This is a genomic window from Streptomyces sp. NPDC024687, from assembly GCF_055559055.1.
In genome coordinates this window covers 188,680-205,618 of record NZ_JBVHLJ010000006.1, presented here as the reverse complement: position 1 = coordinate 205,618, position 16,939 = coordinate 188,680, and the positions used below count along the sequence as shown (strand labels likewise).

The window sequence follows — 16,939 nt, the reverse complement described above, 5'->3', positions numbered from 1 at the left end:
GGGCCTGTGGCGCAGTCCGGTAGCGCACCTCGTTCGCATCGAGGGGGCCAGGGGTTCGAATCCCCTCAGGTCCACGCATCATGAAGACCCGCTCCTGATTCAGGAGCGGGTCTTCTGTCATCTGCGGGGTGGTCTCACAGGGGCTTCGCGAAGCAGCGGCTCTCCTCGAAGTGGCGGTAGTAGCCGAACTTGACGCAGGGTTCGTAGCCGCTGGAGGTGTACAGGGCGATCGCCTCCGGCTGCTTGGTGCCGGTCTCCAGGACCATGCGCAGCCGGCCCGCCGCGCGGGCGTCCTCCTCCAGGGCCGCCAGGACACGGCGGGCGAGACCGCGGCCGCGCATCTGCTCGATCACGTACATGCGCTTGAGCTCGGCATCGCCGTCCAGGTTGCCCTCGCCGTTCGCGTCCTGGGAACGCCAGCCGCCCGTGGCGACAGGGCTGTCGTTCTCGTCGTACACGATCAGGTACACGCCGTTCGGCGGATCGAAGTCCGTCGGGGCCAGCTCGGTGGCGTCGCCGCCGTCGCCGTAGCGGACGTGGTACTCGGCCTGGACCTGGTCGTTGAGCTTGACGGCGTCGGGGTGGTCGAAGGGGACACGGCGGATCATCATGCCCTCCAGTGTGCCGGTATCGTTCCCGGGTGCTCACTGTGACCTCCGCCAATGTGAACGGGCTGCGCGCCGCCGCGAAGAAGGGCTTCGTGGAGTGGCTCGCGGAGACCTCCGCCGATGTGCTCTGTCTGCAGGAGGTGCGCGCCGAGCCGCAGCAACTGCCCGACAGTGTCCGTGCTCCCGAGGGCTGGCACGTGGTGCACGCGCCCGCCGCCGCCAAGGGCCGCGCCGGCGTCTCCCTCTACACCCGCCGCGAGCCCGACCGGGTCCAGGTCGGCTTCGGGTCGGCCGAGTTCGACACCAGCGGGCGCTACGTCGAGGCGGACCTGCCCGGCGTCACCGTCGCCTCCCTCTACCTGCCCTCCGGCGAGGTCGGCACCGAGCGGCAGGACGAGAAGGTCCGCTTCATGGACGAGTTCCTCGCCCACCTGAAGGACCTGCGGGCACGCTCCGCCGCCGACGGCCGCGAAGTCGTCGTCTGCGGCGACTGGAACATCGCCCACCAGCAGGCCGACCTGAAGAACTGGCGCGCCAACCAGAAGAGCTCCGGGTTCCTGCCGGAGGAGCGGGCGTGGCTCAGCCGCGTGTTCGACGAGACCGACGGCGGTTACGTCGACGTCGTGCGCGCACTGCACCCGGACGTCGAGGGGCCGTACTCGTGGTGGTCGTACCGGGGGCGGGCCTTCGACAACGATTCAGGATGGCGGATCGACCTCCACGTCTCCACGCCGGGGCTCGCGGCCAAGGCCGTCAAGGGGTACGTCGAGCGCGCCGCCACGCACGCCGAGCGCTGGTCGGACCACGCGCCCGTGACGGTCGTCTACGAGCTCTAGCCCACCTTCAGTCCCGCTTCCGCAACCGCCGGTCCAGCGCCAGGGACAGTTCCGCCTCCACCACGCTGCGTGCCAGGGGGCGCAGGCGGTGGAGGTCGTTCTCGTCGGCGTGGCGGAGGACGAGTTCGGCGAACATCTCGGCCAGGGCGTCGGCGTGTTGGCGGACGTGTCTGCCGGCCGCCAGGACTTCGGCGAGGGGGATGCCCTCGCGGACCAGGGCGGAGGAGACGTCCAGGAGGCGGCGGCTGATGTGGACGATCTCGTCGCCGTCGGTGCCGAGGTAGCCGAGGTCGAGCGCGGCCGCCAGGTTCTCCGCGGTGACCTCGCCCTCGAAGCGGGCGGCGAGTTCCTCGGGGGTGAGGCGGACCGGCTCCTCCTCCGTCGGCGCGACTCCCAGGACGTCGGCCACGTCACGGCCGTGGTCCAGGGCCTCGGCCAGTTCCGCGATGCCGGTGAGGGTGTGGCCGCGCTCCAGGAGGGCCGCGATCGTGCGCAGGCGGGCCAGGTGGTGGTCGTCGTACCAGGCGATGCGGCCCTCGCGGCGAGGGGGCGGGATCAGTTTGCGTTCGCGGTAGAAGCGCAGGGTGCGCACTGTGATGCCGGCCAGACGGGCCAGTTCCTCCATGCGGTATTCGCGCTTCTCCGTCACGCCCGAACTTTATGTCGTACCCCGGGTACCCGTGGCGGTAGCCACTGATGTCAACGTCCTTCCCCCGACCCCTACCCATCGGTACGGAGCTGCTCTACCCTCCGATTGCGCCAGTGTTCACTGGCAGGGTCGGGCAGGGAAGGCAGCGGGCATGGCCGAACACGAACATGTGCGGGTGGCGGTGGTCGGATCCGGGTTCGGAGGACTGGGGGCCGCCGTACGACTGCGGCGGGAGGGTGTCACCGACTTCGTCGTGCTGGAGCGGGCCGACAGTGTGGGGGGCACGTGGCGGGACAACAGTTACCCGGGGTGTGCCTGCGATGTGCCGTCCCATCTGTACTCGTTCTCCTTCGCGCCCCATCCCGACTGGCCGCGCACCTTCTCCGGGCAGGAGCACATCCGCGCCTATCTTGAGCATGTGACGGACGTCTTCCGGCTCCGCCCGCACATCCGCCTCAACTCCGAGGTGAAGCGGATGACCTGGGACGGCGAGAAGCTGCGGTGGGACATCGAGACAACAAGTGGCCGGCTGTCGGCCGACCTCGTCGTCTCCGCCACCGGGCCGCTCTCCGATCCGAAGATCCCGGACATCCCGGGGCTGGACTCCTTCCCCGGCAAGGTCTTCCACTCCGCCCGCTGGGACCACGACTACGACCTGCGCGGCAAGTGGGTCGCCATGGTGGGGACGGGCGCCTCGGCCATCCAGATCGTCCCGGCCGTCCAGCCGCTCGCCCAGCACGTCACGCTGTTCCAGCGCACGCCGCCCTGGGTCCTGCCCCGCATGGACCGGGCGATCAGCGGCGCCGAGCGCCGACTGCACCGGCTGCTGCCCTTCACCACCCAGGTCCGGCGCGGACTGCAGTGGGGGATCAGGGAGTTGCAGGTCCAGGCGTTCACCAAGCGACCGGGTGAGCTCGGTGTCGTGGAGCAGTTGGCCAAGCGGAACATGTCCCGTGCCGTCAAGGACCCGGCCCTTCGCGCCAAGCTCACCCCCGACTACCGCATCGGCTGCAAGCGGATCCTGCTGAGCAGCACGTACTACCCGGCGCTCGCCCAGCCCAACGTGGACGTGGTCGCGAGCGGGCTCAGCCGCGTCGAGGGGTCGACACTCGTCGCCGCCGACGGCACCGAGGCCGAGGTCGACGCGATCGTCTTCGGTACGGGCTTCCACGTCACGGACATGCCGATCGCCGACCGGGTCGTCGGCGCGGACGGGCGGACGCTGGCCGAGGCGTGGAAGGGCGGGATGGAGGCGCTGCGGGGTGCCTCCGCCGCCGGGTTCCCCAACTGGATGACGATCATCGGGCCCAACACCGGCCTCGGGAATTCCTCGATGATCCTCATGATCGAGTCCCAGCTGAACTACCTGGCCGACTTTCTGCGCCAACTCGACGTCCTCGGCGGCCGGGCCGCCCTCGACGCCCGCCCCTCCGCGGTGCGGGACTGGAACCACCGGGTGCAGGAGCGCATGAAGCGCACAGTGTGGAACACCGGCGGCTGCACCAGCTGGTACATGGACGCGAACGGCCGCAACACCACGATCTGGCCGGGTACGACGACCGAGTTCCGGCGGGCGACCCGGCGGGTGGACCTCGCCGAGTACGAGGTGTTGCGGCCTGCCGAGCAGCGGGGCGCGGTCACCGAGGAGAGCGCGGAGGCCGCCGTATGAGCCGTCTGAGTCATGTCGTCTCCGGGCCGTACGCCCCGCCCGCCCCGGCGCGCGAGCTCACCGCCTTCTCCGCCGACGGTGCTCGCCTGCATGTGGAGGTGCACGGCCCCGAGGACGCGCCCCCCGTCGTCCTCGCCCACGGCTGGACCTGCTCCACCGCCTTCTGGGCCGCCCAGATCCGCGAACTCGCCGTGGACCACCGGGTCGTCGCGTACGACCAGCGCGGCCACGGACGCAGCCCGGCGAGCCCGGCCTGCAGTGCGGACGGGCTCGCCGACGACCTCGAAGCCGTGCTGGAGGCGGCCCTCGGGGCAGGGGAGAAGGCGGTGATCGTCGGTCACTCCATGGGCGGGATGACGGTGATGGCGGCGGCGGAGCGCCCCGCGTTCCGGGACCACGCGGCCGCCGTCCTGCTGTGCAGCACCGGTTCGTCGCGGCTGGTCGCCGAGTCGACCCTCGTACCGATCCGGGCCGGGCGGCTGCGCACCTGGCTGACCCGGCGCGTCCTAGGGGCGCGGGCGCCGCTCGGACCGGTCACGCCGCTCGCCCTGCGGATCCTCAAGTACGGGACGATGGGCCCCGGTTCGGCCCCGCACATGGTGGAGGCGTGCGCGCGGATCGTGCACGCGTGCCCGCGCAGGGTGCGCTACGCCTGGTCGCAGGTCCTCGGTCTGCTCGATCTGGATCACGGCGTACGGCAGCTCACCGCACCGGTGGCCGTCGTCGTCGGTACGGCCGACCGGCTCACCCCGCCCGTGCACGCACACCGGTTGGCCGCCGCGCTGCCGAACTGCCTCGGGGTCACCGAACTGCCCGGCGTCGGCCACATGACACCGATCGAGGCGCCCGAGCCGGTCAGCGCGCGGATCCGGGAACTCGTCACCACGTACGTCCAGGTCAAGGAGGGCGCATGAGCAGGGTCGGACTCGAAGGACAGGTCGCGGTCGTCACCGGAGCGGCGCGGGGAGTGGGGGAGTTGCTCGCCCGGAAGCTGTCCGCGCGCGGGGCGAAGGTCGCGCTGGTGGGCCTCGAACCGGACGCGCTCAAGCAGCTCTCCGAGCGGCTGCACGGCGACAGCGACCACTGGTACGCCGACGTCACCGACCACGCGGCGATGGCCCGGGTCGCTCAGGAGGTCAAGGCGCGGTTCGGGAAGGTCGACATCGTGGTCGCCAACGCGGGGGTCGCGACCGGCGGGCCCTTCGTCGACTCCGATCCGGTGGCGTGGCGGCGGGTGATCGAGGTCAACCTCATCGGATCGGCCGTCACCGCCCGGGCGTTCCTGCCGGTGCTGATGGAGAGCCGGGGCTATCTGCTGCAGATCGCCTCCCTCGCCGCGATCACTCCGGCGCCGATGATGACCGCGTACTGCGCGTCCAAGTCCGGTGTGGAGGCGTTCGCGCACAGCCTGCGGGCCGAGGTGGGTCACAAGGGCGTGCGGGTCGGGGTCGGTTATCTGTCGTGGACCGACACGGACATGGTGCGCGGGGCCGACCAGGACGCCGTCATGCGGGAGTTGCGACAGCGGCTGCCGTGGCCGGCCAACAAGACGTATCCGCTGGGTCCGGCGGTCGAGCGGATCGTGGCCGGGATCGAGCGGCGGTCGAGCCATGTGTACGGGCAGGGGTGGCTGCGCGGGATGCAGGGGATGCGCGGGTACCTGCCGGGGCTCATCGGAAGCGTCGGGCAGCGGGAGATGCGGCGGTTCGGACAGCGGCTGGAGGGGATGAGGGTGGGACTCGTCGGTGCAGGTGGGGCGGCGGACGAGGAGGCTCGCGCTACGCACCGTAACTGATCGAAATGCGTTCTTTGTCCGGGCGTGTGAATCTGGTCGAGGCCCCGGCCAGGGGCCTTTCCCCCTCACCCCCACGGGAGTGAACCCACATGGGTATCAAGGACCAGTTCCAGGACAAGTCCGAGCAGTGGCAGCAGCAGGCCAAGCAGAAGGCCGAGCAGGCCAAGGAGAAGGGCCAGCGGGGTCGCCCGGGTCAGGGCCAGGGCCCGGACCGCGACCGTATGCGGGACGAGGAGTCCGAGCGGATGCGCCGCGAGGAGCAGGAGCGGCTGGACCCCGACTTCGACATGTAGGTAGTCGCTGCTTGACGCGTGGGGTGCCCTCTCTTTCTGGGAGGGCACCCTGCGTTTTCGTCTGCCTCACAGGTGCGTTGTCGGGTGCGGGTTCGTGGGGGCTGGTCGCGCAGTTCCCCGCGCCCCTAAAAGCGCTCACCTCGGCGGTAGTTTGGGCCTTGACCGGTCCGGCACGTCCCGGTAGTCCGGCGGTGTCGCCGGAGGGTTCGTCTTCAGTAGGCTCAGCGCCAGCGTTACCGCGTCGTCCAGTTGGGCGTGGCGGCCCTCCGCCCAGTCCAGTGGGGTGCGCAGGATCTCCAGGTCCGGGGTGACGCCCTGGTTCTCGATCGACCAGCCGTACGCGTCGAACCACGCCGCGTTCATCGGGACCGTGATCACCGTGCCGTCGCCGAGCTGGTGGCGGCCGGTCATGCCGACCACTCCGCCCCAGGTGCGCTGACCCACCACCGGGCCGAGGCCGAGGAGTTTGAAGGCCGCCGTGATCATGTCGCCGTCCGAGGAGGTCGCCTCGTCGGCCAGGGCGACGACCGGGCCGCGCGGGGCGTTCGAGGCGTACGACACCGGCTGGGCGTTTCTCGTCAGGTCCCAGCCGAGGATCGTGCGGGTCAGTTTCTCCACCACCAGCTCGCTGATGTGGCCGCCCGCGTTGCCGCGCACGTCGACGATGAGGGCGGGCCGGGAGACCTCCATGCGCAGATCCCTGTTGAACTGGGCCCAGCCCGAGCCGCCCATGTCGGGGATGTGCAGATAGCCGCAGCGGCCGTCGCTCAACTCCCTTACGACGGCCCGGCGTTTGGCCACCCAGTCCTGGTAGCGCAGGGGACGTTCGTCGAGGAGCGGGACCACCGCCACCCGGCGGGCCCCGCCCTCGCCCTGTGCCGGGGTGAAGGTCAGCTCCACCGTCGTACCGCCCGCCGCCGCGAGCAGGGGATACGGGCCCGCGACCGCGTCGACCGGGCGGCCGTCCACGTGGGTGAGGACCGCGCCCTCGCGGATGCCCGTGCCGGCCAGCGGGGAGCGGGCCCTGGAGTCCGAGGAGTCGCCGGGCAGGATCCGCCGGACCGTCCAACCCCCGTCCCTGGGGACGAAGTTGGCGCCGAGCAGGCCCTGGCGGCGCTGGTAGTGGGGTGGGCCCTCGTTGCGGCGGGCGGCGGTGACGTAGGCGTGGGAGGTGCCCAGTTCGCCGAGGACCTCTCGCAGGAGGTCGGCGAACTCGTCGGGGGAGGCGACCCGTTCGAGCAGCGGGCGGTACTGGTCGAGCACCGCGTCCCAGTCGATGCCGCACATCCCCGGGTCCCAGAAGTAGGCCCGGATCAGGCGGCCCGCCTCCTCGTACGACTGGCGCCACTCGGCGGCCGGGTCGACCTCGTGGAGGATGCGGCGCAGGTCGATCCAGACGGTCGAGTCGCTGTCGCCGGACTCGGTGGCGGGCGTGGCGCGCAGCTCGCCCTCGTCCACCACGACCAGCCGGGAACCGTCGCCGCTGACCGCGAACCAGTCCAGGTGCTCGACCAGTTCGGTCTTCTTCGCCTTGCCGATGGCGAAGTGTTCGAGGGTCGGGCGCTCGGAGGTGTCGTCCGGGTTGACGAAGGTCTCGCCGAGGGCCCCCGAGATGGGCCAGCGCAGCCAGACCAGGCCGCCGCCCGCGACGGGGTACAGCGCCGAGTACTTGGAGGCGGGGACCGGGAAGGGGGTCACCCGGCTCTCCAGCCCTTCGAGTTCGACGGTCACCGCGCCGCCCTCGCCGCTCTCGTCCTCGACCGGGTCCAGGCCCCCGGCGGCCGGGCGGCCCTCCGGGGTCAGGGCGAAGGGGGAGGGGGTGGCCGAGGACAGCGGGACCAGGTAGGGGCGGCAGCCGAGTGGGAAGGACAGGTCACCGGTGTGCACGTCGTAGACGGGGTCGAAGCCCCGCCAGGAGAGGAAGGCCAGGTAGCGGCCGTCGCGGGTGAAGACCGGGTTCTCGTCCTCGAAGCGGCCGTTGGTGACGTCGACGATCAGGCGGTCCCCTCCAGCCTTCGGGGAGACACGGGCCATCTTGATCTGGCGCAACGAGCGGCCGATCCCCGGGTGCGACCACGTCAGCCAGGCGCCGTCCGGGGAGAAGGCGAGGTCCCGGACCGGGCCGTTGACCGAGCGGACGAGTTCGGTGACCTCGCCGTCGGAGTCCTCCGTAGCGTCGAGGAGCAGCACACGTCCGTCGTGCGAGGCGATCGCGAGGCGTTCGCCCTGCGGGTCCGAGACCAGCTCCAGGACCCGGCCCAGCCCGCCCGAGGCCAGCCGTCGCGGCTCGCGGTCGCCCGTCGCCCGCGGCAGATACGCGATCTCCACGGCGTCCTCGCCCTCCGCGTCCGTCACATACGCGACCTGGCCGGCGGAACCGAGCATCTCCGGGAGCCGGACCCGTACCCCCGGCGTGTCGGTGATGGTGCGTGCGGGGCCGTCCCGGTGGGTCAGCCAGTACAGGCTGCCGCGGACGACGACGGCGCTCGCGCGGCCCGTCTCGTCGACCGAGATGCCGTCCACGTGCTGGGCGGCGGGCACCTGGTACGTCCGGCGTCCGGCGCGCGGCCCACTCAGCCGTACGTCGAGTTTGCGGGCCTCGGCCGAGAGGTCGTCGACGATCCACAGGTCGCCCCCACACTGGTACACCACCCGGGTGCCGTCGCTGGCGGCGTGCCGGGCGTAGAAGGCGTCGTGGTCGGTGTGGCGGCGCAGGTCGGAGCCGTCGTGGGCGCAGGAGTAGAGGTTGCCGACGCCCTCGTGGTCGGAGAGGAAGGCGATCCGGTCGCCGACGAACATGGGGGAGTGGAGGTGGCCGCCGAGGTCGGGCAGCAGGCGTTCGCCGTGCAGCCAGAGGCGGCCCGTGGCGCCACCCCGGTAGCGCTTCCAGGCGGCCGGTTCGTGCGGCGGCGTGCCGGTGAGGAGGAGGGTCTTGCGGTCGGCGACCTGGATGTCGGAGACCGGGCCCCAGGGGAGTTTGTGGCCGGGCGAGCCGTCGGTGGGGACCTTGTAGGCCCAGGTGAAGTAGGAGAAGGGCTCGCCGTGGGAGGCGACGGCGAGGATGGTGCCCCCGTTGTCTCCTTCGGGCGGCGTCCAGCCGGTGACCTGGGTGTCGGCGCTGCCCCAGTAGGTGAGGCGGCGGCCCGGTCCGCCGTCCACGTCCGCGAGGTGGATCTCGGGCACGAGGCTGCGCCAGCTCGTATACGCGATGTGGCGACCGTCGGGCGAGAAGCGCGGGTGGCCGACCTTGGTGCGGTCGACGGTCAGGCGCCAGGCGCGGCCCGGACCGTCGAGTGGGGCCAGCCAGAGGTCGTCCTCGGCCACGAAGCACAACAGGTCGCCGCTCAGATGCGGAAGGCGCAGATAGCTCACCTCTCCATGCTTTTCCCGGGGCTGGACCGGAGCAACTTATGAAAAATCGGTCGGCGGTGACCCACGGGCGACCCTGGTGACCCGCAACACGAACGAAACCGTTTCGTTTCGTTGGTGGATGCGCTACATTCGTGTCGTACGAAACAGTGTCGTTCGAACTCCCGGAGCGGAAAGGGTGAGTGACATGACCGAGGTGTCTACCGCGCGTCGTAGCCGTATCACCCCCGAGCGCGAGGCCGAGCTGTACGAGGCCGTGCTCGAACTGCTCCGCGAGGTCGGCTACGACGCCCTCACCATGGACGCCGTCGCCGCGCGCACCCGTTCCAGCAAGGCCACGCTCTACCGCCAGTGGGGCGGCAAGGCCGAACTGGTGGCGAAGGCGGTGCGGCACACCAAGCCGGGCGGTGTCGGTCTCGAGTCGATCGACACCGGGTCACTCAAGGGTGACCTGCACGCGCTCACCATGCGCTCGGACGACTGCACGATGGAGCAGAACTCCGCGCTCATGCGCGGTCTGGCCATGGCGGTCCACGGCAACCCGGATCTCCTGAAGGCGTTCCGCGCGCACCTCATCGAACCCGAGATGGCGGAGTTCCGCCGAGTGGTGCAGCGGGCGGTCGACCGGGGTGAGGTGCGCCCCGACAACCCGGCGATCGAGTTCATGATCCACATGATGATCGGCGGGTTCGCGGCCCGCACGATGATCGACGAGCTGCCGCCGACGCAGGCCTTCCTCCTTTCGTACATTGACGCCGTGGTCCTCCCCGCCCTCGGCGTTCCGACCGACTGACCCCAGTCTCCCCGCAAGCCCTCCACCTGACGTAACCGCTCACGTCGTCGGGCTGATCACCCCTGCCCCGAAAACCCACGACCTGACCGGGAGTACGCCTTCGTGGCCACTTTCCTCTACCGCCTCGGCCGGCTCGCCTTCCGGCGACGGCACTTCGTCGCCCTCATGTGGGTGGCCCTGCTGACGCTCGCGGGCGTCGGCGCGATCAGTGCCCCCGCCGCCGGATCCACCTCCTTCTCCATCCCGGGCACGGAGGCCCAGAAGGCCTTCGACCTGCTGGAACAGCGCTTCCCCGGAGCCAGCGCCGACGGTGCGACCGGACGCATGGTCTTCAAGGCGCCCGAGGGCGAGAAGATGACCGACGCCGCCAACAGGGCGACCGTCGCAAAGACCGTCAAGGAACTCGGCGACGGCTCCGAGGTCGTCTCCGTCACCGACCCGTTCACGACGAACGCGGTGAGCAAGGACGGCACGGTCGCCTACCTCTCGGTGAAGTACGACGCTCCCGCCGTCGGGCTCAAGGACGCGACCAAGGAGGCCCTGGAGACCGCCGGTGACGAAGCCCGGGCCACCGGCCTGACCGTCGACCTCGGAGGCGACGCGCTCCAGGCCCAGCCCGACGCGGGGGGAGTCGGCGAGGCCATCGGTCTCGCCATCGCCGCGGTCGTCCTGGTCGTCACCCTGGGCTCGATGATCGCGGCCGGGCTGCCGCTGCTGACCGCGATCATCGGTGTCGGGATCGGCGTCTCCACCATCACCGCCCTCGCCAAGGCGCTCGACCTCGGCAACACCACCAACACCCTCGCGGCGATGATCGGCCTCGCGGTCGGCATCGACTACGCGCTGTTCGTCGTCTCCCGCTACCGCGCCGAGCTGGCCGAGGGCCGCGACCGCGAGGAGGCGGTGGGCCGGGCCACCGGCACCGCCGGTTCCGCGGTGGTCTTCGCGGGCCTGACCGTCGTGATCGCGCTGGCCGGTCTCTCGGTCGTCAACGTGCCGATGCTGACCAAGATGGGCCTCGCCGCGGCCGGCACCGTCGTGATCGCCGTCCTCATCGCGCTGACCATGATCCCGGCGCTGCTCGGATACGCGGGCGGCAAGGTCCGCCCGGCGGGCGAGAAGCGCAAGAAGACCACCGGGAAGGCCGCCTCTTCGGAGAGGCTGGTGAAGCCCAACCTCGGCACCCGCTGGGCGAGCTTCGTCATCCGCCGCCCGGCCGCCGTACTGCTGCTCGGCGTGGTCGGCCTCGGCGCCGTCGCGCTGCCGGTCAGCCAGTTGGAGCTGGGCCTGCCCGACGACGGTTCGCAGCCGACGTCCACGACCCAGCGCCGCGCCTACGACCTCCTCTCGGAGGGCTTCGGGCCCGGCTTCAACGGCCCCCTGATGATCGTCGTCGACGCCAAGAACAGCGACGACCCGAACGCCGCGGCCGCCACGGTGACCGACGGCATCAAGGGGCTCAAGGACGTCGTCACGGTCACCCCGGCGACCTTCAACAAGGCCGGCGACACCGCGACCATCACGGTCGTCCCCGACTCCAAGCCGTCCTCGGCCCAGACCGAGGACCTGGTGCACGCCATCCGTGACGACGTCGCCTCCAAGGCGGACGCGGACGTCCTGGTCACCGGCACGACCGCCATGAACATCGACTTCTCGCAGAAGCTGAGCGACGCCCTCATCCCGTACCTGGCCCTGGTCGTGGGCCTGGCCTTCCTCCTCCTGATCGTGGTCTTCCGCTCGATCCTGGTCCCGCTGAAGGCGGCCCTCGGCTTCCTGCTGTCGGTGCTCGCCGCGCTCGGTGCCGTGGTCGCGGTCTTCCAGTGGGGCTGGCTCGGCGGTGTGCTCGGCGTCGAGGAGACCGGCCCGATCATGTCGATGATGCCGATCTTCATGGTCGGCGTGGTCTTCGGCCTCGCGATGGACTACGAGGTCTTCCTCGTGACCCGCATGCGCGAGGCGTACGTCCACGGCGAGTCCCCGAGCCAGGCCGTCGTCACCGGCTTCAAGCACAGCGCCCGGGTCGTGGTCGCCGCCGCGGTCATCATGATGGCCGTCTTCGGAGGCTTCATCAGCTCCGGCGAGTCGATGATCAAGATGATCGGCTTCGGCCTCGCGATCGCCGTCCTCTTCGACGCGTTCGTGGTCCGCATGGCGATCGTCCCCGCGGTCCTCGCTCTGCTCGGCGACCGCGCCTGGTGGCTGCCGAAGTGGCTGGACCGCGCGCTGCCCAACGTCGACGTCGAGGGCGAGGGCCTGCGTACGCAGGTGGAGAAGGACGCGGATCCGGACGACGACCGGGAGCTGGTACGCGTCTGACGCCTACCGCGTGAGAGAGGCCGGCCGGTGAGGGGATGCCCTCACCGGCCTTCTTCTGTCGTGGACCGGCCGAGATAGGTGACCGGCCCGGGATCCGGTACGGCGATCTCATGGAAGCCGAGACGGTCGTAGAAGGCACGCGCGGGCGTGTTGGCGGACACCATCGACAGATGTACGGCGGCCACGCCCCGCTCGTGCAGCGCGCGCAGGAAGCTCTCCATGAGCGCGCGCCCGTATCCGCGCCCCTGCCACTCGGGGAGCAGGTCGATGTGCAAGTGGGCGGGGTAGTCGGCGACTTCGGGCACGAGCATCCGCTCGGGGCGGTGCAGGAGCGCGACGATCTCCTCGTCGGGGGTGTGCGGCTCGTGGCGGGGCTCCGGATAGCGGCCGGCCACCAGGGGCAGCCACTTCGCGCGGTAGTTCTCGACGAACCGGGGCGTGTCGGCGGTTCCGACGATGTACCCCACGGCGTGTCCCGCCCCGTCGTCCAGCACGAAGGCCAGCTCCGGTTCGAGGTGGACGTACGGCGCCGCGAAGGCCGCGGGGAAGACACCGGGGTCCTTGTAGTGCGGGCGGCTGTCCCGGCCGGCGTGGGCGGTGCGGACGCAGATGTCCTCGAGGGCGTCGCGGTCCTCGGGGCGGTAGGGGCGTACGGCGGGAGACGAGGTCATCGCAGCATCCTGCCCGACGGGAAGCGGGCAGGGGAACGAAGGCGGAAGGCGACGGTGAATTCAGTCGTGACGTCTGTACCAGGCAGCTAACCTGCCGGGCATGACGCCTTCGGACTCTGCCGCCCACCCCCGTTTCGCCGAGGCCCTGCGCGAGTTGGGGCTCGATGAACTCACCGCGCAGGTCCGCCGCTTCCCGGACGCCACCCGTACCGCCGCCGAGGCCGCCGCGGCCATCGGGTGCGAGCTGAGTCAGATCTGCAAGTCGCTGATCTTCGCGGCGGACGGGGTGCCGGTGCTCGTGCTGATGGACGGAGCCTCGCGGGTCGACCTCGAGCGGGTCCAGGAGGAGCTCGGTGCCGGGAAGGTCACCCGGGCCAAGGCCGATGTCGTACGGGAGACGACCGGGTACGCCATCGGGGGCGTGCCGCCCTTCGGGCACCGTACGACGACCCGGGTGCTGGCCGATCGCTCGCTGTTCGACCATGACGTCGTGTGGGCCGCCGCCGGCACTCCGTACGCCGTGTTCCCCATCGCGCCCGAGGACCTGGTCGCCCACGCCGGAGCGACGCTGGTGGACGTGCGCGAGCGCATCGCGTGACGCCCCTCGTCACCGCCGCCGTCCTCCTCGCCGCCGTCACGCACGCCTGCTGGAACGCCATCGCGCACCAAGTCACCGACAAGCTGGTCGGGTTCACGCTGATCTCGGGCGGCGGGATGCTCATCGGGCTGGTGATCATCCCGTTCGCGGCGGTTCCGGCGGCGGGCGCGTGGCCGTATCTCCTCGCCTCGTCCTGCATCCACATGGCGTACTACGCGCTGCTGATGAAGTCCTTCCGGCTCGGTGACTTCGGGCAGGCGTATCCGATCGCGCGCGGCACCGCACCTCTGGTCGTGACCGTGCTGGCCGCCCTCTTCGCGCACGAGGTGCCGGACGGGTGGGCCGCCGCCGGAATCGCCCTGTCCTGCGCGGGGCTCACCGGCGTCGCGCTGTGGGGGCTGCGCGGCCGTAGGCCCGACTGGGCGGCGATCGGCGCCGCGTTGGCGACCGGACTCACCATCGCCGCGTACACCGTCGTCGACGGACTCGGCGTGCGCGCCTCCGGCTCCTCCCTCGGGTACATCGCCTGGCTGATGGCGGTACAGGGGGTCGTGATCCCGGTGTACGCCCTCACGCGGTGGCGCGGCCGATCCGTGGCCGTACTGAGGCCCTTCGCCTGGATCGGGCTCGTCGGCGCCGCCCTGTCCGTCGCCGCGTACGGACTCGTCCTGTGGGCCCAGACCAAGGCCGAACTCGCCCCCGTCGCCGCCCTGCGCGAGTCCTCGATCATCGTCGGCGCGGCCATCGGAGCCCTGTTCTTCAAGGAACGGTTCGGGGCGCCGAGGATCCTCGCGGCGGGACTGCTGGTCGCGGGCATCGGACTGATGCTGCACGCCGGTTAGCAGTCCGGCGCACGGGTTTCTCCCAAGCGCTGCCCAAGCCCGGCCCAACGCCGACTCTTCGTTTGCCTACTTGCCGAGGCCTTGACGGTCCGTTCCCTGTGCGTTCAGGCGGACGTCCGTGGCCGGGTCGTGTGCCGTCCCTAAGGTCCCTGCGGAACCGTGAAAGAAGGGACGCAAGGGACTCATGAACGCACTCCACGCAGTCCGGGCCCGCGGGATCACCAAGTGCTTCGGTGACGTCGTGGCGCTCGACGGCGTCGACCTCGAGGTGACGCGGGGCCGGATCCACGGCCTGGTCGGGCCGAACGGTGCCGGAAAGACGACCCTGCTCGGGCTCCTGCTGGGCCTCGCCGTCGCCGACGGCGGGCACCTGGAGATCCTGGGCGTGCCGGTCGGGCGGGCCCTCGCCGCTCCCGACGGAGTCGCCGGATTCGTGGACGGGCCCGGTCTCTACCCCTCGCTCACCGCCCGGCAGAACCTCGCCGCGCTGGCCGGGCTCAGGGGCCGGGACGCGCCTACCGCCGGCATCGACGACGTGCTCGACCAGGTCGGGCTCACCGATGTCGCCGACGACAAGGCCCGCGGGTTCTCCCTCGGCATGCGCCAGCGGCTCGGGCTGGCCGCCGCGCTGCTGACCCGGCCGCGGCTGCTGGTGCTCGACGAGCCCTCCAACGGCCTTGATCCGGCCGGGAAACGGCATGTGCACGGGGTGCTGAACCGGCTCGCCGCGGACGGCACGAGTGTCGTGGTCTCCAGCCACCGTATGGACGACCTGGAGGCGATGTGCTCCGAGGTCACCATCCTCGCCACGGGACGGATCGTGTTCTCCGGCCCGCTCGGCAAGCTGGCCGCCGAGAGCCGTGAACTCGACTACCGGGTACGGACGTCCGACCCGCGGGCCGCGCGGCGGCTGGCCGACGGCACGGACGGGATCCGGGTCGTCGACGACGGCGGGACACGGCAGGAAACCGAACTCCTCGTCGTCCGCGCGCTGGTGCCCGCCCTCGACGACCTGGTGACGCGGCTCGTGACGGCGGGCGTCGCGGTGCGCGAACTCGCGCCCGTGGTCTCGCCCTTGGAGGCCGCGTTCCTGGCCCTCACCGAGAACCAGGAGACCGGGGCAAGCAGATGACCACCACAGCCACCGCGCCCCCCACCCCCGTTCGCGCTGTTCGTCCCGCCCGTCCCGTCTCGATTCCGCGCTGCTACCGCTTCGAGCTCGTCAAGCTCGTCTCGCAGTGGCGCATCCGGCTCCTCGTCCTGGTCTGCTGGACCGCTCCGGGGCTCTTCGTTGCCGGGGTGAGCGAGCAGAGCACGCTGCCCTCCGACACGCTCTTCGGCCGCTGGATGCACGCCACCGGCTGGGCCGGACCGCTGGTGATGCTCGGTTTCGCGGGCACCTGGGCGCTTCCGCTGCTGACATCGGTGGTCGCCGGTGACGTGTTCGCCGCCGAGGACCGGCTCGGCACCTGGCGGCACCTGCTGGTGGCGGTCCGCTCACCGCGGCGGATCTTCGCAGCGAAGGTGCTGGCCAGTCTCACCGTGATCCTGCTGCTCGTGGCCGGGCTGGCCTGCTCCAGCGCCGTGGGCGGGCTCGCCTCGGTCGGCAACCAGCCGCTCGTCGGCCTCGACGGCCACCTGCTGACCCCTTCCGACGCCGCCGGGAGGGTCCTGCTCGCCTGGGTCGCCGCCCTCGCCCCGACCCTGGCCCTCGCCGCGATCGGCCTGCTCGGGTCGGTCGCCCTCGGTCGGTCCCCGACGGGGCTGCTGCTTCCCCCGCTGGTCGCGCTCGGCATGCAGGTCGCCCAGATGCTGCCGCTGCCCGTCGCCGTACGCCTGGCCCTGCCCGGTTACGCCTTCCTCTCCTGGAACGGCCTGTTCACCGCCCCCGCGCAACTCGCCCCGCTCCTGATCGGCGTCGCCGTCAGCCTGGCGTGGGCCGTCCTCGCGAGCGTACTGGCCCATCTGCTGTTCCTGAGGCGGGACTTCACCAACCTCGCCTACGACGGTGGCGGGCGCCGCGCGTTCACCGTGGGCGTGCTGCCGCTGGCCGCGCTGACGGCTCTCACCGTCGCCGGGATCGCCGTCGCGACCGATTCGACGGGCATCACGCAGGCCAAGGTGCAGCGTTCCGTCGCCACGGGCTTCGCCCACCTCTACCGCCTGCAGACCGAGCAACTCCACCGCCCCGCCGTCGCCGAGGCGCAGCTCAGGGCCTCGGCGGCGTGCACCAAGAGCGACGGCCAGGCCGCTCAACGGGGGGCGGGCAATGACTGGCGGTGTGTCGTGACCTGGCACCTGCCCGGCGTACCGGTGGCGGGGACGGCTGTCTATCAGCTGGACGTCGGATCGGACGGGCGGTTCGTCGCCGACGGCGACGGACCGAAGGAAGTGAACGGCTACTTCCTGGTGCGGACCTCCACCGGGGACGCACCCAACCCGCTGTGGCAGTTCGACGGCAACGTCGAGCTGCTGGACACCACCTCGAAGGGATAGTCCC

Annotated in this window: 15 protein-coding genes and 1 tRNA gene; 12 read left to right on the top strand and 4 right to left on the bottom strand. The window is 71.1% G+C overall.

The genetic code is table 11. The features are described from left to right. Nucleotides 1-74 (top strand) — tRNA-Ala (locus ACZ39I_RS24445). A gap of 60 nt (nucleotides 75-134) precedes the next feature. On the opposite strand, the gene ACZ39I_RS24440 is transcribed toward ACZ39I_RS24445, so the two are convergent. Further along, entirely contained in the window at nucleotides 135-611 is a 477-nt protein-coding gene (locus ACZ39I_RS24440; protein ID WP_467246440.1) for a GNAT family N-acetyltransferase, read from the bottom strand. A 29-nt stretch (nucleotides 612-640) separates the two neighbouring features. On the opposite strand from ACZ39I_RS24440, the gene ACZ39I_RS24435 reads away from it, so the two are divergent. After that, the gene (locus tag ACZ39I_RS24435) at nucleotides 641-1,444 is read left to right on the top strand and encodes an exodeoxyribonuclease III (protein ID WP_467246439.1); all 804 of its coding nucleotides are present in this window, start codon (nucleotides 641-643) and stop codon (nucleotides 1,442-1,444) included. A gap of 7 nt (nucleotides 1,445-1,451) precedes the next feature. Here ACZ39I_RS24435 and ACZ39I_RS24430 read toward each other — a convergent pair whose 3' ends face one another. After that, the gene (locus ACZ39I_RS24430) at nucleotides 1,452-2,093 is read right to left on the bottom strand and encodes a MerR family transcriptional regulator (RefSeq protein ID WP_352388407.1); all 642 of its coding nucleotides are present in this window, start codon (nucleotides 2,091-2,093) and stop codon (nucleotides 1,452-1,454) included. 151 nt (nucleotides 2,094-2,244) lie between these two features. Between ACZ39I_RS24430 and ACZ39I_RS24425 the strand changes: the two genes are divergently transcribed. From ACZ39I_RS24425 to ACZ39I_RS24410, 4 genes are all read left to right on the top strand, one after another. Then, entirely contained in the window at nucleotides 2,245-3,762 is a 1,518-nt protein-coding gene (locus ACZ39I_RS24425; RefSeq protein ID WP_467246438.1) for a flavin-containing monooxygenase, read from the top strand. Next, entirely contained in the window at nucleotides 3,759-4,676 is a 918-nt protein-coding gene (locus tag ACZ39I_RS24420; protein ID WP_467246437.1) for an alpha/beta fold hydrolase, read from the top strand. Before ACZ39I_RS24425 ends, ACZ39I_RS24420 begins: the two co-directional genes overlap by 4 nt. Then, nucleotides 4,673-5,557 (top strand): SDR family oxidoreductase, encoded by an 885-nt coding sequence (locus tag ACZ39I_RS24415; protein WP_451474813.1) that lies wholly within the window; start codon nucleotides 4,673-4,675, stop codon nucleotides 5,555-5,557. The genes ACZ39I_RS24420 and ACZ39I_RS24415 overlap by 4 nt, the downstream gene beginning before the upstream one ends. An 89-nt stretch (nucleotides 5,558-5,646) precedes the next feature. Further along, a complete protein-coding gene (locus ACZ39I_RS24410) occupies nucleotides 5,647-5,850 on the top strand; it encodes a hypothetical protein (protein ID WP_467246436.1) in 204 nt (67 codons plus the stop codon). Between the two features lie 135 nt (nucleotides 5,851-5,985). Here the strand turns inward: ACZ39I_RS24410 and ACZ39I_RS24405 are convergent, their stop codons facing one another. Beyond that, nucleotides 5,986-9,222, bottom strand: a complete 3,237-nt coding sequence (locus ACZ39I_RS24405; protein WP_467246434.1) for a S41 family peptidase — start codon at nucleotides 9,220-9,222, stop codon at nucleotides 5,986-5,988. A gap of 184 nt (nucleotides 9,223-9,406) precedes the next feature. Here ACZ39I_RS24405 and ACZ39I_RS24400 point away from each other — a divergent pair, with 184 nt between their 5' ends. Together ACZ39I_RS24400 and ACZ39I_RS24395 are read left to right on the top strand one after the other, a co-directional pair. Further along, complete coding sequence (locus ACZ39I_RS24400) at nucleotides 9,407-10,012, top strand: TetR/AcrR family transcriptional regulator (RefSeq protein ID WP_467246432.1); 606 nt, start codon at nucleotides 9,407-9,409, stop codon at nucleotides 10,010-10,012. 102 nt (nucleotides 10,013-10,114) lie between these two features. Beyond that, the gene (locus tag ACZ39I_RS24395) at nucleotides 10,115-12,328 is read left to right on the top strand and encodes an MMPL family transporter (protein WP_467246430.1); all 2,214 of its coding nucleotides are present in this window, start codon (nucleotides 10,115-10,117) and stop codon (nucleotides 12,326-12,328) included. A 41-nt stretch (nucleotides 12,329-12,369) separates the two neighbouring features. Here the strand turns inward: ACZ39I_RS24395 and ACZ39I_RS24390 are convergent, their stop codons facing one another. Next, the gene (locus tag ACZ39I_RS24390) at nucleotides 12,370-12,999 is read right to left on the bottom strand and encodes a GNAT family N-acetyltransferase (protein ID WP_467246428.1); all 630 of its coding nucleotides are present in this window, start codon (nucleotides 12,997-12,999) and stop codon (nucleotides 12,370-12,372) included. A gap of 100 nt (nucleotides 13,000-13,099) precedes the next feature. Between ACZ39I_RS24390 and ACZ39I_RS24385 the strand changes: the two genes are divergently transcribed. The 4 genes from ACZ39I_RS24385 (at nucleotide 13,100) to ACZ39I_RS24370 (ending at nucleotide 16,935) form a co-directional block, all read left to right on the top strand. Continuing rightward, nucleotides 13,100-13,597, top strand: a complete 498-nt coding sequence (locus tag ACZ39I_RS24385) for a YbaK/EbsC family protein (protein WP_467246426.1) — start codon at nucleotides 13,100-13,102, stop codon at nucleotides 13,595-13,597. After that, on the top strand, nucleotides 13,594-14,439 hold the full coding sequence (locus ACZ39I_RS24380) for an EamA family transporter (protein WP_467246425.1): 846 nt from the start codon (nucleotides 13,594-13,596) through the stop codon (nucleotides 14,437-14,439). The genes ACZ39I_RS24385 and ACZ39I_RS24380 overlap by 4 nt, the downstream gene beginning before the upstream one ends. 184 nt (nucleotides 14,440-14,623) lie before the next feature. Further along, nucleotides 14,624-15,571 (top strand): ABC transporter ATP-binding protein, encoded by a 948-nt coding sequence (locus ACZ39I_RS24375; protein ID WP_467246424.1) that lies wholly within the window; start codon nucleotides 14,624-14,626, stop codon nucleotides 15,569-15,571. After that, complete coding sequence (locus ACZ39I_RS24370; RefSeq protein ID WP_467246423.1) at nucleotides 15,568-16,935, top strand: ABC transporter permease; 1,368 nt, start codon at nucleotides 15,568-15,570, stop codon at nucleotides 16,933-16,935. The genes ACZ39I_RS24375 and ACZ39I_RS24370 overlap by 4 nt, the downstream gene beginning before the upstream one ends. Nucleotides 16,936-16,939 lie beyond the last annotated feature (4 nt).

Coding starts and splice junctions, on each gene's coding strand:
- ACZ39I_RS24440 (WP_467246440.1), bottom strand. CDS start 611: ATGATGATCCGCCGTGTCCCCTTCGACCACCCCGACGCCGTCAAGCTC.
- ACZ39I_RS24425 (WP_467246438.1), top strand. CDS start 2,245: ATGGCCGAACACGAACATGTGCGGGTGGCGGTGGTCGGATCCGGGTTC.
- ACZ39I_RS24420 (WP_467246437.1), top strand. CDS start 3,759: ATGAGCCGTCTGAGTCATGTCGTCTCCGGGCCGTACGCCCCGCCCGCC.
- ACZ39I_RS24415 (WP_451474813.1), top strand. CDS start 4,673: ATGAGCAGGGTCGGACTCGAAGGACAGGTCGCGGTCGTCACCGGAGCG.
- ACZ39I_RS24410 (WP_467246436.1), top strand. CDS start 5,647: ATGGGTATCAAGGACCAGTTCCAGGACAAGTCCGAGCAGTGGCAGCAG.
- ACZ39I_RS24400 (WP_467246432.1), top strand. CDS start 9,407: ATGACCGAGGTGTCTACCGCGCGTCGTAGCCGTATCACCCCCGAGCGC.
- ACZ39I_RS24390 (WP_467246428.1), bottom strand. CDS start 12,999: ATGACCTCGTCTCCCGCCGTACGCCCCTACCGCCCCGAGGACCGCGAC.
- ACZ39I_RS24385 (WP_467246426.1), top strand. CDS start 13,100: ATGACGCCTTCGGACTCTGCCGCCCACCCCCGTTTCGCCGAGGCCCTG.
- ACZ39I_RS24375 (WP_467246424.1), top strand. CDS start 14,624: ATGAACGCACTCCACGCAGTCCGGGCCCGCGGGATCACCAAGTGCTTC.
- ACZ39I_RS24370 (WP_467246423.1), top strand. CDS start 15,568: ATGACCACCACAGCCACCGCGCCCCCCACCCCCGTTCGCGCTGTTCGT.